25 protein-coding genes are annotated in these 23,538 nt (G+C 50.8%); 10 read left to right on the plus strand and 15 right to left on the minus strand.

The window, feature by feature from the left end; genetic code table 11:
• Positions 1-26: 26 nt before the first annotated feature.
• On the plus strand, positions 27-839 hold the full coding sequence (gene mutM / locus AACY82_RS09705; RefSeq protein WP_339616610.1) for a bifunctional DNA-formamidopyrimidine glycosylase/DNA-(apurinic or apyrimidinic site) lyase: 813 nt from the start codon (positions 27-29) through the stop codon (positions 837-839).
• A gap of 200 nt (positions 840-1,039) precedes the next feature.
• Positions 1,040-1,495, plus strand: a complete 456-nt coding sequence (locus tag AACY82_RS09710) for a DUF2059 domain-containing protein (RefSeq protein ID WP_339616611.1) — start codon at positions 1,040-1,042, stop codon at positions 1,493-1,495.
• 282 nt (positions 1,496-1,777) lie between these two features.
• Here the strand turns inward: AACY82_RS09710 and AACY82_RS09715 are convergent, their stop codons facing one another.
• The 9 genes from AACY82_RS09715 to AACY82_RS09755 form a co-directional block, all read right to left on the minus strand.
• Complete coding sequence (locus AACY82_RS09715) at positions 1,778-2,539, minus strand: hypothetical protein (RefSeq protein WP_339616612.1); 762 nt, start codon at positions 2,537-2,539, stop codon at positions 1,778-1,780.
• Between the two features lie 39 nt (positions 2,540-2,578).
• Positions 2,579-3,076, minus strand: coding sequence for a hypothetical protein (locus AACY82_RS09720; RefSeq protein WP_339616613.1), 498 nt, complete (start codon positions 3,074-3,076; stop codon positions 2,579-2,581).
• Between the two features lie 490 nt (positions 3,077-3,566).
• Entirely contained in the window at positions 3,567-3,725 is a 159-nt protein-coding gene (locus AACY82_RS09725) for a YqaE/Pmp3 family membrane protein (RefSeq protein WP_339616614.1), read from the minus strand.
• A 124-nt stretch (positions 3,726-3,849) separates the two neighbouring features.
• Positions 3,850-4,413, minus strand: coding sequence for a type 1 glutamine amidotransferase domain-containing protein (locus AACY82_RS09730; RefSeq protein ID WP_339616615.1), 564 nt, complete (start codon positions 4,411-4,413; stop codon positions 3,850-3,852).
• Positions 4,414-4,622: 209 nt separating this feature from the next.
• Positions 4,623-5,291 (minus strand): HAD family phosphatase, encoded by a 669-nt coding sequence (locus tag AACY82_RS09735; protein ID WP_339616616.1) that lies wholly within the window; start codon positions 5,289-5,291, stop codon positions 4,623-4,625.
• 304 nt (positions 5,292-5,595) lie between these two features.
• A complete protein-coding gene (locus tag AACY82_RS09740) occupies positions 5,596-6,138 on the minus strand; it encodes a hypothetical protein (protein ID WP_339616617.1) in 543 nt (180 codons plus the stop codon).
• A gap of 59 nt (positions 6,139-6,197) precedes the next feature.
• Positions 6,198-7,769: a Tad domain-containing protein gene (locus tag AACY82_RS09745; protein ID WP_339616618.1), complete on the minus strand. Its 1,572-nt coding sequence runs from the start codon at positions 7,767-7,769 to the stop codon at positions 6,198-6,200.
• A 28-nt stretch (positions 7,770-7,797) separates the two neighbouring features.
• On the minus strand, positions 7,798-8,319 hold the full coding sequence (locus AACY82_RS09750; protein WP_339616619.1) for a hypothetical protein: 522 nt from the start codon (positions 8,317-8,319) through the stop codon (positions 7,798-7,800).
• Positions 8,320-8,381: 62 nt separating this feature from the next.
• Entirely contained in the window at positions 8,382-8,534 is a 153-nt protein-coding gene (locus AACY82_RS09755) for a hypothetical protein (RefSeq protein ID WP_339616620.1), read from the minus strand.
• Positions 8,535-8,925: 391 nt separating this feature from the next.
• Here AACY82_RS09755 and AACY82_RS09760 point away from each other — a divergent pair, with 391 nt between their 5' ends.
• Positions 8,926-10,440 carry an OmpA family protein gene (locus AACY82_RS09760; RefSeq protein WP_339616621.1) on the plus strand — a complete coding sequence of 505 codons (1,515 nt, stop codon included), beginning with the start codon at positions 8,926-8,928 and terminating at the stop codon, positions 10,438-10,440.
• A gap of 197 nt (positions 10,441-10,637) precedes the next feature.
• Positions 10,638-10,874, plus strand: coding sequence for a hypothetical protein (locus tag AACY82_RS09765; RefSeq protein ID WP_339616622.1), 237 nt, complete (start codon positions 10,638-10,640; stop codon positions 10,872-10,874).
• Between the two features lie 95 nt (positions 10,875-10,969).
• Here the strand turns inward: AACY82_RS09765 and nirD are convergent, their stop codons facing one another.
• The 3 genes from nirD to cobA are packed head-to-tail and all read right to left on the minus strand — an operon-like array spanning position 10,970 to position 14,753.
• Positions 10,970-11,323 (minus strand): nitrite reductase small subunit NirD, encoded by a 354-nt coding sequence (nirD, locus tag AACY82_RS09770; RefSeq protein WP_339616623.1) that lies wholly within the window; start codon positions 11,321-11,323, stop codon positions 10,970-10,972.
• Positions 11,324-11,339: 16 nt separating this feature from the next.
• A complete protein-coding gene (gene nirB, locus AACY82_RS09775; protein ID WP_339616624.1) occupies positions 11,340-13,880 on the minus strand; it encodes a nitrite reductase large subunit NirB in 2,541 nt (846 codons plus the stop codon).
• Between the two features lie 33 nt (positions 13,881-13,913).
• The gene (gene cobA, locus AACY82_RS09780) at positions 13,914-14,753 is read right to left on the minus strand and encodes a uroporphyrinogen-III C-methyltransferase (RefSeq protein WP_339616625.1); all 840 of its coding nucleotides are present in this window, start codon (positions 14,751-14,753) and stop codon (positions 13,914-13,916) included.
• Between the two features lie 503 nt (positions 14,754-15,256).
• Here cobA and moaA point away from each other — a divergent pair.
• Genes moaA through glp form a run of 3 tightly spaced genes read left to right on the plus strand, consistent with a single transcriptional unit; the run spans position 15,257 to position 18,062 of the window.
• Positions 15,257-16,294 carry a GTP 3',8-cyclase MoaA gene (moaA, locus tag AACY82_RS09785; RefSeq protein ID WP_339616626.1) on the plus strand — a complete coding sequence of 346 codons (1,038 nt, stop codon included), beginning with the start codon at positions 15,257-15,259 and terminating at the stop codon, positions 16,292-16,294.
• A gap of 44 nt (positions 16,295-16,338) precedes the next feature.
• Positions 16,339-16,842, plus strand: a complete 504-nt coding sequence (moaB, locus tag AACY82_RS09790; protein WP_339616627.1) for a molybdenum cofactor biosynthesis protein B — start codon at positions 16,339-16,341, stop codon at positions 16,840-16,842.
• A complete protein-coding gene (gene glp / locus AACY82_RS09795; protein ID WP_339616628.1) occupies positions 16,842-18,062 on the plus strand; it encodes a gephyrin-like molybdotransferase Glp in 1,221 nt (406 codons plus the stop codon). Before moaB ends, glp begins: the two co-directional genes overlap by 1 nt.
• A 16-nt stretch (positions 18,063-18,078) precedes the next feature.
• Here the strand turns inward: glp and AACY82_RS09800 are convergent, their stop codons facing one another.
• From AACY82_RS09800 to nudE, 3 genes are all read right to left on the minus strand, one after another.
• The gene (locus tag AACY82_RS09800; RefSeq protein ID WP_339616629.1) at positions 18,079-18,318 is read right to left on the minus strand and encodes a hypothetical protein; all 240 of its coding nucleotides are present in this window, start codon (positions 18,316-18,318) and stop codon (positions 18,079-18,081) included.
• A gap of 200 nt (positions 18,319-18,518) precedes the next feature.
• A complete protein-coding gene (cysQ, locus tag AACY82_RS09805) occupies positions 18,519-19,361 on the minus strand; it encodes a 3'(2'),5'-bisphosphate nucleotidase CysQ (RefSeq protein WP_339616630.1) in 843 nt (280 codons plus the stop codon).
• Positions 19,354-19,902: an ADP compounds hydrolase NudE gene (nudE, locus tag AACY82_RS09810; RefSeq protein WP_339616631.1), complete on the minus strand. Its 549-nt coding sequence runs from the start codon at positions 19,900-19,902 to the stop codon at positions 19,354-19,356. Before nudE ends, cysQ begins: the two co-directional genes overlap by 8 nt.
• Before the next feature lie 388 nt (positions 19,903-20,290).
• Here nudE and AACY82_RS09815 point away from each other — a divergent pair, with 388 nt between their 5' ends.
• The 3 genes from AACY82_RS09815 to AACY82_RS09825 are packed head-to-tail and all read left to right on the plus strand — an operon-like array spanning position 20,291 to position 23,515.
• Positions 20,291-20,992, plus strand: coding sequence for an ABC transporter ATP-binding protein (locus tag AACY82_RS09815; protein ID WP_339616632.1), 702 nt, complete (start codon positions 20,291-20,293; stop codon positions 20,990-20,992).
• A 2-nt stretch (positions 20,993-20,994) separates the two neighbouring features.
• The gene (locus AACY82_RS09820) at positions 20,995-22,233 is read left to right on the plus strand and encodes an ABC transporter permease (protein WP_339616633.1); all 1,239 of its coding nucleotides are present in this window, start codon (positions 20,995-20,997) and stop codon (positions 22,231-22,233) included.
• Between the two features lie 22 nt (positions 22,234-22,255).
• Positions 22,256-23,515: an ABC transporter permease gene (locus AACY82_RS09825; RefSeq protein WP_339616634.1), complete on the plus strand. Its 1,260-nt coding sequence runs from the start codon at positions 22,256-22,258 to the stop codon at positions 23,513-23,515.
• Positions 23,516-23,538 lie beyond the last annotated feature (23 nt).

The following is a 23,538-nucleotide window of genomic DNA, read 5'->3' on the forward strand; positions in this document are numbered from 1 at the left end:
GTTATTCTCTGAGATGCTCGTGCCCTATGCCTGAATTACCCGAAGTCGAAACTACTCTGCGCGGCGTGTCGCCGCATATTATGGGGCGCGCCGTTGCCGGCGTGGTCGTGCGCGAGCCGCGCTTGCGCTGGCCGGTCCCCCCAGAGTTGCACGGGTTGTTGGTGGGGCAAAGCTTAGTGAGTGCATCGCGCCGGGGTAAGTATCTGTTGCTCGCGTTTGCCAATGGTACTTTGATGATCCACTTGGGAATGTCGGGTAGTTTGCGAATTGTGCCGGTAGGTACCCCGGCGGCGCTGCACGACCATGTCGATATTATATTTGGCCGCAATTTGCTGCGCTATCACGACCCGCGTCGCTTTGGCTCGATTTTGTGGCAGCCAGGGGATGTTACTGAGCACGCACTTTTAGCGCATCTCGGGCCTGAGCCTTTAAGTGATGAGTTTACCGGAGAATACCTGTTTCAGCGCAGCCGTAAGCGCACGCAGAATATCAAACAATTTTTAATGGACAGCAAAGTAGTGGTAGGTGTGGGTAATATTTATGCCAACGAGGCTTTGTTTATGGCCGGTATTAAACCCATTCGCAAGGCGGGAACCATAACCCGACATCAGTACCAAGCGTTGGTGGAGCGTGTAAAATTTGTTCTCGCGCGTTCTATCGAGCAAGGTGGAACAACGCTGCGGGACTTTGTCGGTGGTGATGGTAAACCGGGTTACTTTAAACAACAGTTATTGGCCTATGGCCGTGGTGGGGAGCCCTGCGTGCAGTGCCAAAAGCCCCTTAAAGAGGTGCGATTAGGCCAGCGTACGACAGTGTACTGCACCGTTTGCCAATCCTAACGGGGAGTTCTGGCGTATTTGTGCCGGCTGGTTACCTAAGCGATGGCTAAATATGCTATAACTGCACCGCGTTTTTTTAACGTGGCAGCCCTGTGCGGCTTGTCACACTCACGACAAGGTGTCTGATAACGCTAACGAATGCGCCCCTTGGGGGGACAGTGAGCATGTTTCAGCCATCTGCAACTTATGGATAGAATGCAATGAAAAAACTACTTGCCGCCGCCCTGATGACTTTATGCATGTCCACCCAAGCGGCCGAACCCGTTTATGAATTAATGGATTTAGTGGGCAGCAAAGATCAAATGGATCAGATGTCAACGCAAATGGTGACTATGATCGTCTCATCTAACCCCGCGCTTGAACCACATCGCGATGATATCCAAGCCTGGACCACGAAATACTTTACGTGGGATGCCATGAAAGACGACATGGCGGAGATTTATCGTAAATACTTTACCGATGACGAAATCAAAAAGCTGATTGAGTTTTACGAGACACCGGTAGGGCAAAAAGCCATTGAAGTAATGCCTCAATTGTTTCAAGAGGGCAGTCAAATTGGTATGAGAATCGCCCAAGAGCATCAGGCTGAGCTACAGGCTATTTTAGAAAAGGCCCAATCTGAAACGGAAGCTGAGCCAGATTCAGCAACAGAATAATAGAAATTCTGTAAGGCGCCGACGACAAGCTCGGCGCCTTTTATTTATCTAGAAACTCTTATAATAAACGTAAAGGGACTTTACCAAGGAATGCGGAATACTCTCCTTCGGTAGGATACTTAATATTGAACCAGTTTTTCTATGTGTATATTAAGCGGTTAGCAGTTAAGTAAGTGCCGCACAGGCCTAGCCCCGATACTCTTATAAGCCGCCAGAGCTGAAGCAAGGTTTAATGTTTCATAAACTTGCATATTTCATTGATTTCACCCTATCAACTTAACTCTAGCTATCAAAAGAATTTAAACCAAGCTCACGCCTTTTCTTGTTGAGATCCTTATAAATAGATGCGGCTCGGCGGTCAATAATTTTTTTATTGTCTTCTGTAAAAACGAAGTTGGTATCATCAACAAACCCCCTTCGAAAGTCCCGAAGTCCTATATCATTCCCCATTTTTGAAGACACGGCACATAGAGCAAGTACGTCGTAAGCCGCTTCCTTAGCCGCGTTCTCGTCGTAAAGCTCCGCCTTCAGCCGAGAGGATATCGATATAGCCCTGGTTACCAAAGCGGAGGTCGCGCCTCTGGCCGCCGCCTCCATTAAAACATCGCTTTCTTTATCGAAATCTAAGCGCCGGACATGTCGGTCTGACAACTTTATTAACGCTCTAATGTCTCCAGCGTCACCTAATGAACGCAAGGTTTCATCGCTATAGCCATCGTAAGTCTTTAGCTCAACATCATCAAAGTAGCCATGCTGCTCATTCAGTGAAGCTTGGTTTTCCATTGCCCTATTGAGTGCTTCTTCGCTATGCTCAGCGCCGTCTTGGCTCTCAATAATAGCCTGTTCTGACTGAGCCTTCGCACTCGGCCCTGCACTATCATCAAGCTCGCGCGTATAGCCAGCACTAGACGATGTGTTGTTCTCTACGACAGCTGGCTTTTTCGATGTACCACTTTTTACGTCAGCGTTCTGGCTATAGAGGTAAGCTGTCAAAACGACACAAATCAGACCGACACCAACGTAGATCGTTGAAATATTCTTCATACTTTGAATTTCTCCATTCGAACATCGTCATCCATACAGCTACAGGTGATCTGTACATGCTAGGTTATCTAGACTCAAATCAAGATCGCACCCTGACTGAAACTCCAAGTAGCGTGCAGCTCGTGTACTTCTACAAACGCCGACGTTAGCATCCACCATACCGGAGACTAGCGGATTAATGGTAGTAACCGACAAGCCCAAGCTAAAATTATTACAGAATTCTACCGCTTTTCGGTTGTTTTTGTGCAGCGTATCCATACAAAACCGGTGGTTTACCGTAGCAACTGCCTTGCACTTTTCATACTTCTTACGTGCTTCTGCTTCTTGTCTTGCTTGCGAATGTGCTGCTGCTCGCGCCGCATTTTGTCTTCGTGCCTGTTCCGCGTAATATTTATTCGCCTGATAGTAAGACCAGTTATAGTCCTCAGCATAACTCCCTGCGGTTTTGTTTCCAGTAACCGTTACTTCAGGTATCGAGTCGGCAAAAACATAAGAAGCAAACAAAGAAATTATCAAAGCGAAGGGAAAACCTTTCATGGTGCATAGTCCTTTAATTTATAATTTATGGCGTTGCAATGTACTAAAGAAGAGGATTGTATGACGAAAAATGTATACGGTTACATTGTTTCGGGTTATTATAGTAACGTTTTGATAGATATGTGACGTGCGTCACATTATCGATTACATTTTAAATATTTGGAGAAATAGTTCTAATGGGGAGTTCTTAACATCCCATTTTAGGGAAAATTCAAAGCCATACTCTTCGAGTGTGGAGCTTTACTTCCTTGATTACGGCCTAGGCAGCGAAACTGGAGAAGGTTTGCCTAGCTTTAAGCACACTTTGGATTAGGCCTATCGAGTCCTGCACGTGCGCAAACGCCGAGCTACGAAGATTATTTCATTGAGCTATTTAAAGCGATGCCGAATGTGCGAATTGGTAATGCGCCTGTAATCCCCCCAATAATCCAAGGCTGTTTAAAGTGGGGGGAGTACACCGCAATTAAAAACTCAATAACGACTGCAGGACTTATTTCCGCGCAATAATCCAAACGGCGTGAATAATACCGGGAAGATAGCCGCATAACGTCAGTAAGATGTTCAGCCAAAAATGCAGGCCAAGCCCTACCTGTAAAAATACCCCAACGGGCGGCAGTAAAATTGAGAGTATTAAACGAATAATGTCCATAATATTTCCTTTTCTTGTTGTTCCTGAGAGTTACAGATTAATAAAGCATTAGTAAAAATGCGCGCGCGGCATCTGGTGGTAGGCTGAGTGGGCCATTCGGTCAATGTCACGCGCGCATGTTGGATTACGCCACTTGGCGCTTGTGCTTGCCTTCGGCGAGCTCTTCAATCAACTTATTGTTGAAGGCCTCCAAGTCGGCAGGGCTGCGGCTGGTTACTAAGCCGCTGTCGCACACTACTTCTTGGTCGTGCCAGTTGGCGCCAGCGTTAACTAGGTCGTCTTTGATGGAAGGGTAGGAAGTCAGGTCTCGACCTCCGACCACACCCGCACTGACCAATACCCACGGCCCGTGGCAAATGGCGCCGACGGGTTTGTGTTGCTCAAAAAAGTGGCGAGTAAACGTCAATGCTTTTTTATTTACGCGCAAGGCGTCCGGGTTATACAGTCCACCGGGAATAACCAGCATGTCGTAGTCATCGGCGTTGGCCTCTCCAAGCGCGCGATCCACGGGGTAATCGTCGCCCCAGTCGGTTTTTGCCCACGCTTTTACCTGACTGTCTTCGGGCGATACGATATCCACTTCAACGCCTGCCGCTTTTAACGTTTGGCGCGGGGACTGCAGCTCGGACTCTTCAAAACCGTTGGCCGCTAAAATAGCAACTCGTTTACCTTTGAGTGAATAACTCATACAAACCTCCGTTCACCTTTCATTAAAGGGGTTGGCTTAGGCGGTTTAACCGCGTGTGAGGTAGGTTGCAAAGGTTGAACCACAATGGCGAGATCGGTGTGAAAAATCATAAGCGCCACGGTTAGTGGGTGCTAGTGGCGGCTTATGGCGAAGCGGGGGTAAAAAGACGGGTGTACGCGCTTGCGGTATCTGCGCATGAGTTGAAAACTTTACAAGCTATAGCGCTGGGCGAGCCACTCTTGTGCCTCTTGCATAGAGTCGAGTACGACGGTGGCACCACTAAAATCTAAGCCGCGAGAATACTCGTTTTGAACGACGATGCAGGGCAGTCCGGCGGCCAGAGCCGAGCGCAAACCGGTGGGGCTGTCTTCAATCGCGATGCCGGTGTCGGCGCCGATCCCCATGTGTTTGAGGGCGTGGAGGTAGACATCGGGAGCCGGTTTGGCGTTGATAACATCGTCGCGGGTGGCAACAATGGGAAAGTAGCGGCCAAAGTCGTAATGGCTCAGGGTTGGCTGCACCTCGAGTGGTGCGGCGCCCGTGGCGATGGCCATTTTTAATGATTTACTTGCAACCCACTCGACCAATTCACGAGCGCCGGGTATTAACGGGCAGGGGTGTTTGCCAAAAGCTTCCTGAGTCAGGCGTTCGCGCTGGGCAAATAGCGCCTTTGCCGACATTGGCAATGGGTAATGAGCGACTAAATACTCGGCATTAAAGTGGGTGGGTACACCGGCTAGATGAGCTTTGTACTCGGCCTCGGGAAAGTCGATATCATGCTCGGCGAGCAGGGTAACCCAAAGCTGATAGTGCTTGCGCTCGGAGTCAACCAGAGTGCCGTCGTGATCAAAAATGACGCCTTGGAGCATAAAGGGCATATCGCTATCCTATATAATTTGGTCGGAAAGCTAAGCTATCTAAAAAAGCCGAATGAATGTTATCCGATTTTTAAGGGTGGGATCTACGCTGCCATCGGGAGCCGACCCAAAATACGCTACCCGCTCCCAAACCGAGTAACGCGCGGCCTGCTCAATCATCTGCCGGCTCTCGATATATTTATACATAACGGGCACGAGCAGGATAAGTGATAAAAGCACAAAGCCGACCACAATAACAAATTCGGTTAACACACTTCCTTTGTGTAGCTTCACGCTCACACCTACTTTTGACTATATGTACCATTCACTCTACAAAAAGCTCTTTAGGTATTGTTAAACAGTAATCCCACATTACCTGCTGTGCTACTGAGGTTTTATCTGTAGTTGCAGCGGGTTTCTCATAGTCTTTATAGTACCCCCACATTAAATCCAAGGTTCGTTTAACTAGCATTTTAGAAATATTCTCAGTCGAATCACCCTTAGCCCAAGGCTCAAGCGCTCTTTTTGGTTCAGGTTTATAGCCCTCAACCCTTTCTTGCCTAGGGAGATCTTTAGCAAGAAGCTCCATACTGTCACCTTTCCGAAAATGCTCGTCATATAGACCTTCAGCACCAGAGCCAACATCATTAGATTGGCCGACACACGTGTGAAGTTTTTCTTCGGATGCTGAGTCTAGCGCCACCATTGCTCTAATGTCGGCGGGTAAAGACCAGTGAAACTTCTCCATATAGGGGTTCTTAACTGGGGGACGATAGTCCAATGCAAGGGAATAACTGGGAAAATAGGTGATAGCAAAAATCATAAAACACTTAACCATATTTTTTTTAAAAGATAGATTGAGTTGCATACTTTCCTCACCATTACATTTTCATTCGAATAATATTGCTTTTACGGTATTCCGGCACACTATAAAATGCCAGAACTTGTAAGAATCGATAAAATCGGCTTAGACTCATCGACAAGTCTAGATTGCCAAAAAGGGTTATATAGGTTGCCGTACTCGTGCAAACTATCGCTACGACCCCACTCTATATTCCACGAGTACCCTCTACCACCATAATGTGACTCATCTGGCCTAGCAAAGAAGCTTTGAGCACTCGCTGATGCCCACAACTTATTACCTGGGATTCCGCCGTCATCCTCGATAGTCAACCGATCACTTCGGTTGTAATTATTTATAGATTCGTCAACTGTCTTTTGTGTTCTTATACTATTTTCACTTTTACTTAAAAACAAACTAACGCTAGGAATACTATCGGTTTTTTTATCCGACTCGAAATCGTAAAAATTACGCAAGCCTTTTGTGCTCTTTATATTGTTATCTTCATATCTTTTGCCACTTCCAATAAAAGACTTGTATCGTAATAAAGTCGCGGCCCTGTCGTTACTCCAAGAATTTCCCCACCAGCGTTTATTATCATTGCCGGTATAATCTATCGACGTCCACTTATTTTTATCGTAGTTCCGACGATGACTATCTTTTTGGTCTCGGTATTTATACGTATTACTCTCATGTTTCTCATTTAAAGTGTGAGCTGCGCCCCAACCCATGGGTAATTCGTCCTTGTCCCACCCTGTCAGTTTGAGAGTTTGCGTATAAAACGACAGGGTGTCGGCTGCCGTCCAGTTCCAGCGAATGACAGTTTTACCGCCATCATTAACCTCGACGGGCACAAAGTCAGATCCGCCATTTTTTTGGAACCATACTCTAAGCTTGGATATTCCTTCATCCATAAACCGATAAGATCGGTCACCTGAAAACCGATCCCGAGAGTCGTTCACTAAGTTGGCAAACTCCGTGAACCTTTGCGTTGTTCTGTTATCCCCGCCATTCGAGTCTTTGGCAACCTTGTTACGATCGAATCGTTTTATATCGCCACCCCAAGACTCCAATACACTTTGTATGTTTGCGGCGTTACCTAGTACACTCGAAGACACGTTGGGGTCATTTCTCTTTAGCACGTCTTGATATACTGAATAGGTTGAGCCTAACGTTAACGCGTGATTTACGCGCTGAAATTCACTCAGCGCGCCTATTATTCTCTCTTGTATTTGATCAACAATAAAATCACCAGCTTCAAAAAAACTGACCATTGCTCCGGTTGCTTGTGCTAAGGCCTCTGTCGCTCGCTCTATAAATTTACCGACAACAGGTATAACTTGAGCTATATCTCCGACTGTCTCTAAGTTTTCTCCAAACTCATTCAACTCGTTCGACCAAGACACCAAACCAATATACTGGCCAATTACCACCTGATTGGCGATCATCGCGCGGTTGGTAATAGCGATCATATTCAAATCGCGGGTTTGAACATTGACGGTACTGTAAACGGTATTGTCAGCGGTGTTTTGCAAGCGTATACGTTCTGAAGCGACCCAACCGACATCGTATAGCGAGAATACGGCCAAAGCGATGGCCGCAAAAAACTCAATAGTAAAGACCGTGGCGTAACCTGACTGTCTTCTCTTGTGATTCATTGGGCACCGACATTTAAATCGTAGTTAATCAGGTTTTATGATTTCTCAGCATGGCTTCGCCCTGTGACACACAAAAATCCCACACCTCTCTTTGAGTAGTGTCTGGAAAGTCATCACCAAAGCTCTTGCCTTCGTAGTCAGCCCTATACTTAAGCGCCACCAAGGTCGTGTTCCGACGTACATTGTCGGCCAAAGCGCTTTTTACGTCGCTCGGAATATCGCTCCCCGAAACCGAACCATTTAAATACTTACTATCGTCATAGAACATCACCGTCTCTTCGCCATCGTTCGGATCTACACTAATAATGCTTTCATCCGCCTTAATATCTTCTACCTTAAGACCTTGGAATCTGATAAGAGCGCTTATCCCTGCCGAAAGATATTTTGCGTAAATCGCCTCATCAGAGCATTCGAATTCTAAGCTACCTTGCTGATAGCGGAGGCCACTTTTCTCAGCGTCAAAAGAGTTTTTCCAAGGTTTTTCATCCGCCATAGATGCAGCGGATGTGACGACACCAAAAACTAATAACGAGAATGCTATTTTTTTCATTAACTTACCTCTACAGAAAAAATGGGACCGCTTTATCTGAAGTCGAGCCCTTTGTTATATACTTAGCTGCCACCACTTTTGCCGCCAGCTGTGGCTGTTTTATCATAGTTACTTAAATTTACTTCTTCCTTGGCATTCTTTACGGCTGCGTTACCCGATTTATTGGCTTCTGTAATAGCTGTTTTGCCCGTTTCACCACCCAACTCAGATGCCATCGCAGCAACTTGATTTCGGGCAGTCTTACCAAACAGTGTGAAGGCCGACAATGGCGGTAATGGCAAGCAATTATTATCAGGCCAAAATTAGAGAGGTCGTTTCTAATGGTGTTTTTGGCCATTAAAATTTTATGGCTGTGCGATAGTAAATCTAGGCAAGAACAAACCGTTTGGCAATCGATTCCTTCGTCCGTAAAAATTACGACTTTTTCACAAATACACCTTGTCATCCTGACTTATATGCCGCTGTACGCCACAGGTGGCGTAGATTTAATATTTAGGGGGTATTATCGAGGATTCATTATTAAGCATGCTACCATTGTTTTTTTACAGTCTCTCTAGGTGAGATGCCCATCACAAAAAAATATTAATTTATGCAAAGGAAGGTAGAATGAAATCTTTTATAGTCGGCTTGACTACGTTGTCAATTGGCCTGCTCTTGTGTTCGGCCAATGCAGAAGAGTCTGATCACCCGTTGGTATCTCGCTATGGCGATGCCGAGATATATCAACAGCGCGAAGCCCATTATACCGAGTCTTACGTAGCGTTATCTCAGCTTAAAGAAGACGAAACTATTGATAAACTAGCGGTTATTGGTAAACAGACGATGCACGTTTACACATTGGGAGGTAGCAGATCACCCCTTGAGGTTGCTGAGAACTATAAGCAAGCCGTCGATAAACTTGGGGGGGAGGTTCTTTTATATTGTCACACAGAAGACCCTTGTGGTTTTGATTTTTCTAGGCGGCTTCTAAAGCCCGTATGGATCTCAAGTGCAGCGTCGAGCTTCTCCGCCTTCAGCCAGTCATCGGACGGCTATCAGTTTATCTCGGCCAAAGTGGGGCCAGACTCTAGCCCCACCTATTTACAGTGGATTATTAAAGAAGAGTACTCCGACACCCTCGAGATTGTACAAATAATCACAGAGCCAGAATCGTTATTATTGGGTCAAGTTACCGTAGATACTAATGCCATTAAAGAGTCCAGCGAGCCTAGCCCTATATCCATAAGTAAGAAAGAGGATGACGCAGGTCAAGATCACCCTATTATATCTCGCTATCAAGGTAGCGCTATTACGCGTTACCTTGAGTCTGAGTTTGCCGAGGTACGACTTGCCACCGGAATCGCCGATAAAAACGATAAGGTCCCGTACCTAGACCTGAAGGGTAAATCGACCCTAATTGGTTACTCAGCCCCAAAAGATCAGTCGACATTGCAAGTATTCGCGAATTATATCAATGCGCTTAAAAAGTCTGACTTTAAGATTCTGTTTCAGTGTGAGCATAAAGCGTGTGGCGATGAACAAATAACACATCTATGGAGCGGTTCATCACAAACTGAGCGTTTTGGCAGTGCGATAGCTACCAGTATTTATGAACGCGAAGATTACCGCATGTTGACCGCAAAAAAAGGAGTTGGCCAGAAAGAGGTTTACTTATCCATCTATATTTATAAAAGTAGCGCCATTGATGAAGTTGAAATTGTACACGATATTGTAGAGCCCAGCCAAATAAGTACCGACCGCGTTAGTATTAATACTAAATACTTGACAGACTCCCTCGCCCGCGAAGGTAAAGTGGTTTTGAACGGCTTAAACTTTGACACCGGTAAAGCAGAATTACTGCCTAGCTCACAGCAAGCGCTTGACGTTATTGTGGCATACCTAGAGTCGGCGCCTGAGCAACAGTTTTACGTAGTGGGCCATACCGACACTACGGGGGATCATGGGCTTAACATCAAATTATCGGAAGATCGCGCCGAGAGTATTCGCGGTGCATTAGTGGAGCAAGGTGTAACAGCCGATCGCTTAATGGCCGCCGGTGTTGGCGCCATGGCGCCGGTTAGTACCAACGGGTCGGACGATGGTCGGGCGAAAAACCGCCGGGTAGAGTTGGTGTTGCATTAACGCTTGTGATGCCCGCTGGGTAATTCTAATGCTTAAAAGCTGCCGATGCTGAGCCTTAACCTTATCTGCAGGGGGGCTCGTGGCCTATTATGCCAACAAATCGATGAATTTCTAGGTTGGCGGAGTGAGTCTGTGTACAAAGTCTTTCCAGCATCGCAAAATACAGGCAAAAGGTGGCTAATAATACGGAGTTATTGATGAGATCCTTTATTGTCATTGTGGCTATGCTGGCGCTGTGCTGGATATTCACCGATGTGCGCTCAGATAACGCGCTGTTTAATGTGCTGGCACCTCTAGGGGCCGTGGTTTTTACGGTGGCGCTGCTGATTTGGGGGGTGTTTGCCGTGGCTGCACGGCGTGAAAGCAATAGCGGCCCGCCGCCTACCCCAGATTTTTTTGACTCGGGGCGTGGCCCTGAAGGCGGTCCAGATTAACGATTTAGACGCCTCGCTATAAGCGAAGGTATAAAAAAGGGGTAGCCCAAAGGCTACCCCAAATCCGATTTCATGAAGCTATCGGGGGAAGATGATTAAGCTAATACGCTGATCCAGCCGTCCTCCAGACGCAGTTCGTAAGTGGGGATACTTACGCCCTCCTCCTCAAGGCACTCACCGGTGCGCAGATCGAAATGTTGTTTGTACAACGGCGATGCGACGCAAATTCGCTCGCCTTGCGAGCCAATCAGACCGCGCGATAATACGTAGGCTTTGCCGATGGGGTCGTAGTTGCCCACCGCGAACAGCTCGTCTAGATGGCGCGAATAAAAAATAGCGACTTGTTGGCCGTTGGCCAAGGCACACACACCAGTGTCGGGGGCTAACGCGCTTTTCTCGCACACTTTGACCCAGATGGCGTCGGTATTTTCTGCAGTTGCTGTATTCATTGTGTTCTCCACGTTACTACGCCAGTTCGACGGCTGGGATTTGGTTTTCACGCTCTTCTTCACGGGCCGGACGCTTTTGTCCGCGCTCGGCAACGTATGCCAAGCTGCTGTCAGGTTCGGCGGCGTTAATGTAGTGACTAAAACGCTTAAGTTTTTCTGGGCTCTCGATGGTGGTTTTCCACTCGCACTGGTATTTGCCAATGTTGTGGGTCATCTCGTCTTCGAGCTCTTGGCCCAGATTAAGTTTGTCGTTGATTACTACCTCGCGCAGGTAGTCCAAACCGCCTTCTAAGTTTTCTAGCCACACCGAGGTGCGTTGTAGGCGGTCGGCGGTGCGAATGTAAAACATCAGTACGCGGTCGATGTACTTCACGAGCGTTTCGTCATCGAGGTCGGTGGCAAATAAGTCGCCGTGACGTGGACGCATACCGCCATTACCGCACACGTATAAGTTCCAGCCGTTTTCGGTGGCGATTACGCCGATGTCTTTTGATTGCGCCTCGGCACACTCACGGGTACAACCCGAAACCGCAAATTTAATTTTGTGCGGCGAGCGCAAGCCTTTGTAGCGATCTTCTAATGCGATGGCCATACCGACGCTGTCTTGTACGCCGTAACGGCACCAGGTATTACCGACACACGATTTAACGGTCCGCAAAGATTTACCGTAGGCGTGGCCAGTTTCAAAGCCGGCGTCTACTAGTGTGCGCCAAATCTCGGGTAGCTCGTGCAGTTGCGCGCCGAATAAGTCGATACGCTGGCCACCGGTGATTTTGGTGTATAAGTCGTACTTTTTAGCGACTTCACCCAATACAATCAGTTTATCGGGGGTGATCTCACCGCCGGCAACCCGAGGCACCACGGAGTAAGTACCGTCTTTTTGCATGTTGCCTAAGTAGATATCGTTGGTGTCTTGCAGGCCCACCAAATTGTCACTCAAGACATACTCGTTCCAGTAAGACGCCAAAATAGAACCGATGGCGGGCTTACAAATCTCACAACCTAAACCGTTGCCGTGGCTCTGTAACAGTTCATCAAAGCTCTCGATTTTTTTCACGCGGATAATGTCGGCCAGTTCAACCCGGCTGTAGGCAAAGTGCTCGCAGATATCGTTTTTTACTTCGATGCCTAAGTTTTCCAGCTCGCTGTCCATCACCTGTTTAACCAGCGCGGTACAGCCGCCGCAGCCGGTTGTCGCGCCAGTGCAAGACTTAATGCCGCCCATGTCGGTGCAGCCACCTTGTACCGCCTCGACGATGTCGCCTTTGCTTACATCCAGACAGCTACACAATTGTGCGGTGTCGGGCAGTGCATCAACGCCCATACCTACGCTGACAGTGCCGTCAGTTTGCGGCAAAATCATTTGCTCGGGGTCGGCGGGCAAGTCCATGTTGTTGACGCAAATTTGCTGCAAGGTCCCGTAGGCCTCGGCTTCGCCCACCAGCACAGCGCCTAGTAATTTTTTGCCGTCTTCTGAGATGATCATGCGTTTGTAAACGCCTTTAACGCCATCTTCAAAGGTATAGCTTTGCGCGCCTGGGGTGCGGGCGTGGGCATCGCCGATGCTGGCAACGTCTACGCCTAGTAATTTAAGTTTGGTGCTCATGTCGGCGCCGGTAAACTGCTCGTCGCCGCCCTGAATGTGTGAAAGTGCCACCTTGGCCATTTGGTAGCCGGGGGCGACTAAACCAAAAATTTTGCTGTCCCACAGGGCACATTCGCCGATGGCGTAAATGTCTTTGACCGAAGTGCGGCAATAGTTGTCGATAGTGATACCGCCGCGTTCGCCAATGTCGATGCCGTTGTTGCGGGCGATTTCATCTTGTGGGCGAATACCGGCCGAAAACACGATCATGTCGGTATCTAAATGGCTGCCGTCGGCAAACTCCATGCGATAGCGGCATTCATCACCGGCGACAATCTGCTGAGTATTTTTCTCGGTGTGTACCGATACGCCCAGCTCTTCAATCTTGCGACGCAATAAGCTGCCGCCGCCTTCGTCTAACTGCACGGCCATCAAGCGCGGCGCGAATTCGATGACGTGGGTGTCGAGCCCTAAGTTTTGCAGTGCGTTGGCCGCCTCAAGCCCCAGCAAACCACCGCCAACAACGACGCCGGTTTTACTTTGCTTGGCTGACTCGGTGATCGCCTCTAAATCTTCAATGGTGCGATAGACCAAACAGTGGGGCTGATCTTTGCCCGGAATCGGCGGTACAAACGGATAAGAGCCGGTGGCCAGAATCAGTTTGTCGTAGCCTTCGACACGGCCCGCCGCTGTTTTAACGGTCTGAGCGTCGTGATCGATTTCGACCACCTTATCGTTTAGGGTGTAAACCACGCCGCTATTTCTGTAGCTTTCCTCCGAGGTTAGCATCAGGTCTTCGACGCTGGAGCCCGAGAAATAGCTGGAGAGTTTTACCCGGTCGTACGCCAGGCGCGGTTCTTCCGAGAAGGTGATGACCTCGTATTGATCGGCTTGATCGCTGGTGACGACCGCGTCGATGAATTTGTGGCCGACCATGCCGTTGCCTACTACGATAATGCGTTGCTTACTCATAACGATCCTCTACTAAATTCGGTTGCGTGGTGCTTACGCGCTTAGGCTGTTGCAGAGCGCGTGACTGTTAACCAGAGCTCGCGCGTTCAGTTGGCTGTGCAGGTCAACCACGTGGCCCACCATAATGATGGCCGGTGATTTCACCTGATGTTTGTCGACGGCTTGGGCTAGCTCGGCCAGCGTGGTGGTTACCACCCGCTGGTTGCTACGGCAACCGTTTTCGATAATGGCGGCGGGCGTCGTGCCTGCGAGGCCGGCGCCGGTTAATTGTGAGCTGATGAGTCCGGCGCGGCTGACGCCCATGTAAAACACTAGGGTATGCTCCAGTGCCGCCAGCGCCTGCCAATCGACGTTAAGAGTGGTTTCGCCGTGGCCGGTCACTAGGGTGCAGCCCTGCGCGATACCGCGGTGGGTCAGCGGAATATCGGCCGAGGTTGAGCAGCCAGAGGCGGCGGTAATACCGGGTACCACCTCGGCCTCGATGCCCGCTTGGCGCAGGGTTAATAATTCTTCGCCGCCGCGACCAAAAATAAACGGGTCGCCGCCTTTAATGCGGCACACGGTTAGACCGGTTAGGGCGTGATCCACCAACATTTGGTTGAGATCCTCTTGCGCTACTGAGTGGTGATTTTTAACTTTGCCCACGTACACCGCTGGGGTGTTTTTGGGGAACAGCGCGCGAATGGCGCCGCTGACTAATTGATCGTAAAAAATAATATCGGCTGATTGAATCAAGCGTAAAGCTTTAACCGTTAGGAGCTCGGCATCACCGGGGCCGGCACCCACTAGCCAAACTTTACCCGGCACGCGGCGGGTTTTGGCCGGTATCAGCGTATGGATCTGAGCGCGGGTGGATGTTTGATTGTTGTGCATGGCACTTTCTCTTGGCTAGTTCACGGGTTTTGAGCGTCTTGTGGCGCTGCTTGATAGGGATAAGAGCAAAGACGGTGCCAAGGCCCGGCAATAATATTTTTTTGGTTGATTATTTCTGTAAAAACAAAGGCTTATAGATTTTAAGTTGCGCGGTAAGAAGGCCCAATAAAAATTAACTGTGCTCCACCGTGGCGCCATGTGCACGCAAAAATGCACGATGCCGGCGCGCAATGGGCAACTTTTCTGTGTTCTATTTTGGTGCGTGTTGGCCCAAATTGATATGTCCGTGTCCGAAGTGGTGCGTGCTTTTGCCTTTTGCTAGGGCGATGCCGGCAGGTCTCGGCCTGGTAAGCTGACGGTTAAAGGTAATCTGGGTATTATTGGCGGGTTGGTTTGCTAATTGCTCCCTATATCCTGGTATGAATGCCGCGTACACTTTTAACAATACCTGTAAGCTAGACAGTCGCTACGCTAAATACACCTGCATCGGATTCCGCCAATCTATGATTGATAGCAACGCATTATCGCCCTCGCCTCGTGCTGCATCAGCCGCGCCGCTGGTGGATAATTTTGGTCGCGAGATTACCTACCTACGTATGTCGGTAACCGATCGCTGCGATTTGCGTTGTGTTTACTGCATGGCCGAGGACATGACATTTTTGCCGCGCAGTGAAGTGCTAAGCATTGAAGAGCTAACCGAGCTGGGCCGCACCTTTGTTGCCATGGGCGTGCGTAAGTTGCGCATTACCGGCGGCGAGCCGCTGATTCGCAAAGGCATTATTACGCTTATGCAAAACCTCGGTGCGCTGGATGGGCTCGACGAGTTATGCCTGACGACTAACGGCACGCATCTGGCGCAACACGCCCAAGCCTTAAAAGACGCGGGGGTGGATCGTATTAATATCTCGCTGGATACTTTAAGCCCCGAGCGCTTTCGCAGCCTGACCCGTTTTGGCGATGTAAATTCGGTGCTAGAGGGTATTGCCGCGGCGCAGGCCGTGGGTTTTAAGCGTATTAAGCTTAACTGTGTGGCGCTAAAAAATCGCAACGCCGAAGAGGTAGATTCGCTGGTGGGCTTTGCCCTAGAGCGCGGCTTGGATATCAGCTTTATTGAGGAAATGCCCCTTGGCGCCATCACCGAGCACGGCCGCGCCGAAGAGTTTGTTTCAAGTTCAGAGCTGCGCCGGATTATCGGGCGGCGCTACCCACTCACGCCCAGCGACGAAGATTCTGGCGGCCCTGCGCGCTACTGGCGCCACGCCGGTTACGATTCGCGCATTGGGTTTATTTCGCCTCACAGTAATAACTTTTGTGCCAGCTGCAATCGCGTGCGTTTAACCGCGACGGGCAACTTATTGCTTTGCCTCGGGCAAGAGCACAGTCGCGATTTGCGCGCAGTGATCCGCGATCCAGACCTTGATGAAGCCAAGCTGCACGAGGCGATTGTCGCGGCTATTGCCATTAAACCCAAAGAGCACACCTTTGATGTGGCCGCCGATGAGCCGCAAATTGTGCGCTTTATGAATACCACCGGCGGTTAAACCGTTAAACAACAACTAGAAAACCCCTACAACAGAGTACCCCGATGAGCCGTTCCAGCGAATTTATCCCCCTGAATATTTGTGTGCTTACCGTGTCCGACACCCGCACCGAGGCTAATGATACCTCGGGCCAAGCTTTGGTCGATCAGTTGCGCGAGGCGGGTCATCAGTTGTTTGCCCGCGATTTAGTACCCGACGACATCTACCAAATTCGGGCCAGGCTTTCTAACTGGATCGCCGCCCCCGAGCCGCAAGTGGTGCTGATTACCGGCGGCACCGGCTTTGCCGGGCGCGATAGCACGGTGGAGGCGGTAACGCCGCTGTTTGATAAAACCGTGGTGGGCTTTGGCGAGTTGTTTCGGCAAATATCGTTCGCTGAAATCGGCAGCTCGACGATTCAGTCGCGCGCGACCGCCGGGCTTGCCAATCGCACTTTGATTTTTTGCCTGCCGGGTTCTACCGGTGCTTGCAAAACGGCGTGGGGCATTATTCGCGACCAGCTGGATGCGCGCCACCAACCCTGTAACTTTGTCGGGCAGTTGCGTTAATGGCTGGTATGTTAGCGGTTGCCGAGGCACGCGAGCGCCTGTGCGCCGATGCCCGGTTGCAGTTGCAAAAGCGTGTGGCTGCGACGCAGATGATGCCTTTGCTGCAAGCCTGTGGGCGTATCTTGGCGCAGGATGTCGTGGCCGGGATCAATGTGCCGCCGGCGGCCAATAGCGCTATGGATGGCTACGCCTTAGCGGCGGCTGACGCTCGTTTAGGCGCTGTACTAACTGTGAGCCAGCGCATTGGTGCGGGTTCGGTGGCGCAACCTTTGGCGGCCGGTACCTGCGCGCGTATTTTGACCGGAGCCGAGCTACCGGCAGGCGCCGATACGGTGGTTATTCAAGAAAACTGCGATCGCACGGGAGATCAGGTCACCCTCAACCAAGCGGCTGAGCGGGGCGATAATATCCGCCCTCAGGGGCAGGATATTGCGGCCGGCAGCGTGGTGTTAGAGGCCGGTCGCCGCTTGCGAGCGCAGGATCTTGCGCTGCTGGCCAGTATTGGCTTAACAGAAGTCGCTGTGCACGCGCCGCTCAAGGTGGCGGTGCTGGCTACCGGCGATGAGCTGGTCGAGCCCGGCGAGGCGCTCAAGCCCGGGCAGATTTACAACTCTAACCGCTATTTATTGACGGCCATGTTGGCGGAGCTAGGCGCCGAGGTGGAGTATTTACCGGCTGTTGCCGACACCTTAGCGGCGACTTGCGAGGCGCTGCGCCAAGCGGCCAAGCGCGCGGACATTATCGTGACGACCGGTGGCGTCTCGGTGGGTGATGCGGATTTTGTTAAGCCCGCGGTTGAGGTTTTGGGGCAGCTGGATATTTGGAGGGTGGCACTTAAGCCCGGCAAGCCGCTGGCGTTTGGCCGTGTAGGTGAGACGCCGTTTATCGGTTTGCCGGGTAACCCCGTCTCGGCGTTTGTGACTTTTGTCTTGTTGCTCGAACCTTATGTGCAGATTATGCAAGGCGCTGAAGCGGCAGACTTAGAGATTTACACGCTTGCCGCCAATTTTAGCCGCAATAAACCAGGCGGGCGCGATGAGTATTTGCGTGGTCGGATGACGGATGAAGGCGTAACCCTGCATCCACAGCAAAGTTCGGGGGCCTTGTCGTCGGTTATTGGGGCCGACTGTTTGGTGTGGCTTAAGGCCGGCGAGACGGTCGAACATGGCACTTTGGTGCGCGTGCTACCGCTGCGCCAATGGCGCGCGGCACAAGCGTAATAAGTACGTTAGCGAATTACCAGCACCAAGAGGTTGGCAGCTTTTTAAGGTAGGCTCGGCGGCTGCCAATTAGCTCGTTGTAAGAGGCCATTAGGGATAAATCCACCGCCCGCCCGCCGAGCTTTAGCTCGTGAACTTGACGCTCTAAATCGGTGATCTCCGAGATCAGCTGACGGCGCAACGCCCCAGTATGATTGATGTTGATAGACACCCCAAAGGCGCTACCGGCTTGTTTGTGTGAGTGGCGTGATGCCATGGTCTTCTCCGTTACCTTGTTAGCGGTGCGGCGTTCGTATAACCCGCACAATCGTCCAGTGATTTAATGCTTGTTCGGTCATGCTATGTAATCAGCTTAGCATGCGCCTGTGGTTACAGAGTGTGACGAGTGTGGTGCGGTTAGAATTTTTTAATCCAGTAGCCTCGTTGTTTTAGCAACCGGTTGTTATATATGTTGCGTTAGGTGCTGTGCCGGCGCAGGGTTTGCCAAAAACCGAAGCTGCTAGGGTGCCCATCGGCCACAGCCCAAAATGGCGGGTTGAGAATACTGTCGCGGCGGTTGTAACCCAAAGGTTCCAGCGTGCGGGCCTCCAGCACCGCACCACCGGCGGCTTCTAACACGACTTGGCCGGCGGCAGTGTCCCACTCGCTGGTGGGGCCTAAGCGCGGATATAAATCGTAGCGCCCCTCGGCCAATAGGCAAAATTTTATCGAGCTGCCCATTCGGGTTGGCGCTTCGCTGTGCCCGGTAAGCTCGCTTAGGGCGCGGCGCAATTGGGCCTCGGTGGCGCTGCCCTGGCGGTGGCCGCAAATCAGGGTGGGCTCGGCGGGCAAGCGGCGGGCGCTAAGGGGCAGCCAGTGGTGGTTGCCATCGGTGGCTTTAAAGCTGCCCACTGGCCCGTGAGTCGCGTTGTGGTTGCCAAGGTACAGGCGCCGGCTGGCGGGGCAATAGACGATGCCTATTTCGGCCTTGCCGGCGGTAATTAGGGCAATGTTTACGGTGTATTCTGGGCGCGCGCGAATAAACTCCCGGGTGCCGTCCAGTGGGTCTATCAGCCAATAACGGGCCCACTCGCTGCGGGTCTTGAATGGGGCCAAGGCGTCTTCTTCAGAGATAATCGGCACATCAATAATGCCGGGCAAAGCGGCGCTGATGATGTCGTGAGCGGCGAGGTCCGCTTGCGTCACCGGCGATAGATCGGATTTTTCGGTTATCTCCCAGCGCGCTTCGCGGGCGACCGCTTCGATGGCCTCGCCGGCCTCAATGGCTAATGCGCCCAAGCGGCTTAGGGTATTATCCATGGCGCGCGAGCCAGGCGCGGGCCATAAACAGGGCGGCGATGGTACGCCCTTCTATCACGTCGTCGCGCATGGTTAGCGCTAGTAAGTCGTCGATGTTGCAGGGCACGATCTCGAGCGGTTCGGGCTCGTCGCCGGCAAGGCGTTCGGGGTACAGGTCGCGCGCCAGTAGCACGTGAATTTTGTGCTCCATGTACGAGGGTGATAAGTGCAGGCACTTTAGGTAATCGAGTTTACTCGCGCCGTAGCCTACCTCTTCTTTAAGCTCGCGGTTGGCCGATTGTTCGGGAGTCTCGCCTTTATCCATCGCACCTTTGGGTAGCGACAAATGGTAATCCTCTAGGCCGCCGGCGTATTCGCGTACCATCAGCACGGTATTGGGGTCGAGCATGGGCACCATTAACACGGCACCGGGGCCGCCACTGCAGAGCTTTTCGTAGCGACGCTCGACGCCATTGCTAAAGCGTAAGTCCAGCTGCTCGGCGCGAAACAACCGGCTTTGGGCGACGGTTTGACGCTGCAAAATTTTAGGTTTTTCGGGCATGTAAGTGTCCGTAAGCTTGCCGTTAACGAGGCGGTGAACGCCGTCGAAATGGGTTACACTGGCGCTCGCTATTGTGGTGAGGCCAGTAAGTAGCGCTTGAGCGGTTTTAATCAGAGTGGTTGGTGTAAAACAAATCTTATCAGTGCTTAGCGCTGCTACATCAATAGTAACAAGAAGCGCCCTATAAACACGACCATAAATGTCGGCGTTGCCACTTAGATAAACCTAGATTCACTCAAAAATAGCTTAGGGATAGGCCCGCAACTCTCAGTTGTACAGATTTCAAGCTACCCCTTTCCCAAGGCGCCGGTGCAACCAAAACGGTTGTGGGTGCGTCTGATGATTAGCTCGCGCGACAGGACGCGCATGAAACCAACGGGATGTTTGCATGATCAGGTTAAATAATATTCATAAATACTACCGTACCGGCGAGCAGTCTTTGCATGTGCTAAAGGGCATTGATCTGCATATTGCCGAGGGCGAATTGGTTTCTATTATGGGGTCGTCCGGCTCGGGTAAATCAACTTTGCTGAATATTCTGGGTGTGCTGGATCACTACGACAGTGGCGAGTACACCCTCGCCGGACATCCGATCAATCATATTAAAGAGCGTCAAGCCGCCGATTTACGCAATCGATTTATCGGTTTTGTGTTTCAGTCGTTTAACTTACTGCCATTTAAAAACGCGCTGGAGAATGTCGCACTGCCGCTGTACTACCAGAAAGTCAGCCGCAAAGTGCGCAACGCCCGCGCGCTGGAGTATTTAGATATGGTGGGCTTGGCCGATCGCGCCGAGCATATGCCCTACCAGTTGTCGGGCGGACAAAAGCAGCGGGTGGCGATGGCCCGCGCGTTGGTAACGCAACCCAAAGTAATTCTCGCCGACGAACCTACCGGTGCGCTCGACAGTAAAACCACCGATGAGGTTATGGCGGTGATGCATCAAGTGCATCAAATGGGTAATACCATTGTGATCGTCACCCATGAACAGGACATTGCCAATCAGACCCAGCGGCAAATTATTTTGCGCGATGGCCGTGTGGTGAATGCCGAGGGCGAGCCCTTACCAGCGGCGCCTGCGGAGGCTTAAGAATGTGGGATAGCCTGCAGGAAATTCTTTTTACCCTACGGCAAAATAAATTGCGTACCGCCCTAACCGCCTTTGGTGTGTTTTGGGGCATTTTTATGCTGATTTTATTGCTCGGTGCCGGCCGCGGGATGCAAAACGGAGTGATGAATACCTTTGGCGATGAGTCACTCGATTCGATTGTGATTTGGACCGGAACCACGTCGGTGGCGTATCAGGGCCGGGGGCTGGGGCGAAAAATCATGTATACCAACGAGGATATCGAGGCAGTTCGCCGTCAGGTTGAAGGCCTGCGTTATGTGACCGGTGCCAACTCGATGGGTCAGGGATCGGTGGTGTACCACAATAAACAAGGCATGTTTGAAACCTACGGCATTGATGATCGGTTTTTTAAAATTCGCGATAAAGTTCCCTTTCGGGCCGGCCGTACCATCAATGTACTGGATGAGCTTAATACCCGAAAAATTGCTGTTGTTGGCACCAGTGTACGAGACCGCTTGTTTGGTGCGAGTGCTGACCCGGTAGGCGAGTGGATTAAAGTTAACAATGTACATTTAAAGGTGATCGGCGTATTTCACGACCGGGGCAATAACGGTCGCGACTCTGAGCGCGTCTATGTGCCCTACAGTACTTTTGCCAAAACTTTTGGGCGTGGTAACCAAGTGCATACCATTTGGGCGCGCCCCGATGCCGACGCCGATGGTTTTGCCGTGCAAGAGCGCATCATCAAATTACTTAAGCAGCGTCATGGGGTATCACCGGATGATCGCCGCGCGATTCAATCGTTTAACTTTGCCGAACCGGCAAAAATGGTGAAAGGCCTGTTTGTGGCCATTAATGGTTTTATTTGGTTTGTCGGTCTCGGTACTCTCACCGCCGGAATTGTCGGTATCAGCAATATTATGATTATTACCGTTAAAGAGCGCACCCGCGAGATTGGTATTCGCAAAGCCCTTGGTGCCACGCCTTTTAGTATTGTCAGTACGCTGTTAATGGAGTCGGTGTTGGTGACCAGTATTGCCGGTTACTGCGGCTTAGTGCTGGGGGTGGGGTTGGTCGAGTTGATGGCTTACGGCTTAAAAGTCTCGGGGGCCGAGTTGGAGTTTTTTCGCCGCCCCGAGGTGAATTTTCAGGCGGCGGTAACGGCCGTGGTGTTATTGATTGTGGTGGGCGCGCTAGCGGGTTTAATTCCGGCCATGCGCGCGGCGCGCATTATGCCCGTTGAAGCCATGAAGGCGGAGTAGTGATGAATCAAGGACACAGCTTGTGATTGATTTCGATAAATGGCAAGAAATACTCACCTCGCTTGCACAGCATAAATTGCGTACCGCACTAACCGCGTTTGGTGTGTTTTGGGGGATTTTTATGCTCACCGTGTTGCTCGGTGCCGGCACGGGATTACGCAATGGCGTTATGGATGGGTTTCCGGCATCGCCCAACAATGTTTTTATTTGGAGTGGCAGCACCACGCAGCTGCCGTATAAGGGTTTACCTATTGGCCGCCGCGTGACGCTTAAACCAGAGGATGTAGCGGCGATTAAACGCGACGTGCCCAGTGTGCGCGAGGTTTACGGGCAAAACAGTATCGGAGTCTGGTCGGGTACTCCGCCTTATACGGTGCATAAAAATAATAGTGGGACTTTTTTTGTGCAGGGCTCGCACGCGGGGATGGCGCCGATCAATTCGGTTACCGTAACGCAGGGGCGCTACTTAAACGAAATCGATGATCGCGATAAGCGCAAAGTGGCGGTGATTGGCGCGCGGGCTAAAGAGCAGTTGTTTGATGCCGGCGACCCGGTGATTGGCGCTAACATCCGTATTGCCGGTATTAATTTTCAAGTGGTGGGTACGTTTGACTCGCAGCAGCGCGGCAATAATTCGCAGGATGAAGAAAAAATACATATTCCTAACGATACTCTGCGCCACGCATTTAATCAGTCCGGCTGGATTGGCAGTTTTGTGATTCAGCCCAAACCCGGCATTCATGCCAGTGTTGCCGAACAAGAGGTTAAAAAGTATCTGTATCAGCGCAAAGACGTGCACCCCGATGATGTTGGCGTATTGGGCAGTTTTAACTTGCAGGTGGAGTACGACAAAATTCAAGGGTTGTTTACCGGCATTAAATTTTTTAGTTGGCTGGTGGCGGTAGGCACGATTACCGCCGGTGCTATTGGGGTGGGCAATATTATGTTGATTGTGGTGAAAGAGCGCACCCGCGAGATAGGTGTGCGCAAAGCGCTGGGCGCGACGCCGGCGTCGATTGTGTCGATGATTGTGCAAGAGTCAGTACTGATTACGGCGGTTGCGGGGTATTTTGGTTTAGTGGTTGGCGTTTTTTTACTGGCAGGCGTTGCTAATGTTTTAGAGATGACCGGCGGCGCCGATATGTTTGCCAGGCCGTCAGTGGATTTTACGACCGCCTTGATTGCTGTGCTGGTTTTGATTGTTTCTGGCGTGCTGGCCTCTTTGTTGCCGGCGGCCAAAGCGGCGGCGGTTAACCCTATTGTTGCTTTGCAAGACGAATAACATACAACGTACATCATTACTTA

Origin of the sequence: uncultured Gilvimarinus sp. (assembly GCF_963972205.1) — a bacterium.
In the GTDB taxonomy this organism is placed as follows: domain Bacteria; phylum Pseudomonadota; class Gammaproteobacteria; order Pseudomonadales; family Cellvibrionaceae; genus Gilvimarinus; species Gilvimarinus japonicus.

Coding starts and splice junctions, on each gene's coding strand:
- AACY82_RS09750 (WP_339616619.1), bottom strand. CDS start 8,319: ATGAAAAAAATAGCATTCTCGTTATTAGTTTTTGGTGTCGTCACATCC.
- nirD (WP_339616623.1), bottom strand. CDS start 11,323: ATGAATACAGCAACTGCAGAAAATACCGACGCCATCTGGGTCAAAGTG.
- AACY82_RS09730 (WP_339616615.1), bottom strand. CDS start 4,413: ATGAGTTATTCACTCAAAGGTAAACGAGTTGCTATTTTAGCGGCCAAC.
- AACY82_RS09755 (WP_339616620.1), bottom strand. CDS start 8,534: ATGGCATCTGAGTTGGGTGGTGAAACGGGCAAAACAGCTATTACAGAA.
- AACY82_RS09760 (WP_339616621.1), top strand. CDS start 8,926: ATGAAATCTTTTATAGTCGGCTTGACTACGTTGTCAATTGGCCTGCTC.
- AACY82_RS09735 (WP_339616616.1), bottom strand. CDS start 5,291: ATGCCCTTTATGCTCCAAGGCGTCATTTTTGATCACGACGGCACTCTG.
- AACY82_RS09740 (WP_339616617.1), bottom strand. CDS start 6,138: ATGCAACTCAATCTATCTTTTAAAAAAAATATGGTTAAGTGTTTTATG.
- moaB (WP_339616627.1), top strand. CDS start 16,339: ATGAGCCGTTCCAGCGAATTTATCCCCCTGAATATTTGTGTGCTTACC.
- AACY82_RS09820 (WP_339616633.1), top strand. CDS start 20,995: ATGTGGGATAGCCTGCAGGAAATTCTTTTTACCCTACGGCAAAATAAA.
- glp (WP_339616628.1), top strand. CDS start 16,842: ATGGCTGGTATGTTAGCGGTTGCCGAGGCACGCGAGCGCCTGTGCGCC.
- AACY82_RS09725 (WP_339616614.1), bottom strand. CDS start 3,725: ATGGACATTATTCGTTTAATACTCTCAATTTTACTGCCGCCCGTTGGG.
- cysQ (WP_339616630.1), bottom strand. CDS start 19,361: ATGGATAATACCCTAAGCCGCTTGGGCGCATTAGCCATTGAGGCCGGC.
- AACY82_RS09800 (WP_339616629.1), bottom strand. CDS start 18,318: ATGGCATCACGCCACTCACACAAACAAGCCGGTAGCGCCTTTGGGGTG.
- AACY82_RS09745 (WP_339616618.1), bottom strand. CDS start 7,769: ATGAATCACAAGAGAAGACAGTCAGGTTACGCCACGGTCTTTACTATT.
- AACY82_RS09710 (WP_339616611.1), top strand. CDS start 1,040: ATGAAAAAACTACTTGCCGCCGCCCTGATGACTTTATGCATGTCCACC.
- cobA (WP_339616625.1), bottom strand. CDS start 14,753: ATGCACAACAATCAAACATCCACCCGCGCTCAGATCCATACGCTGATA.
- moaA (WP_339616626.1), top strand. CDS start 15,257: ATGATTGATAGCAACGCATTATCGCCCTCGCCTCGTGCTGCATCAGCC.
- nudE (WP_339616631.1), bottom strand. CDS start 19,902: ATGCCCGAAAAACCTAAAATTTTGCAGCGTCAAACCGTCGCCCAAAGC.
- AACY82_RS09815 (WP_339616632.1), top strand. CDS start 20,291: ATGATCAGGTTAAATAATATTCATAAATACTACCGTACCGGCGAGCAG.
- nirB (WP_339616624.1), bottom strand. CDS start 13,880: ATGAGTAAGCAACGCATTATCGTAGTAGGCAACGGCATGGTCGGCCAC.
- AACY82_RS09720 (WP_339616613.1), bottom strand. CDS start 3,076: ATGAAAGGTTTTCCCTTCGCTTTGATAATTTCTTTGTTTGCTTCTTAT.
- AACY82_RS09715 (WP_339616612.1), bottom strand. CDS start 2,539: ATGAAGAATATTTCAACGATCTACGTTGGTGTCGGTCTGATTTGTGTC.
- AACY82_RS09765 (WP_339616622.1), top strand. CDS start 10,638: ATGAGATCCTTTATTGTCATTGTGGCTATGCTGGCGCTGTGCTGGATA.
- mutM (WP_339616610.1), top strand. CDS start 27: ATGCCTGAATTACCCGAAGTCGAAACTACTCTGCGCGGCGTGTCGCCG.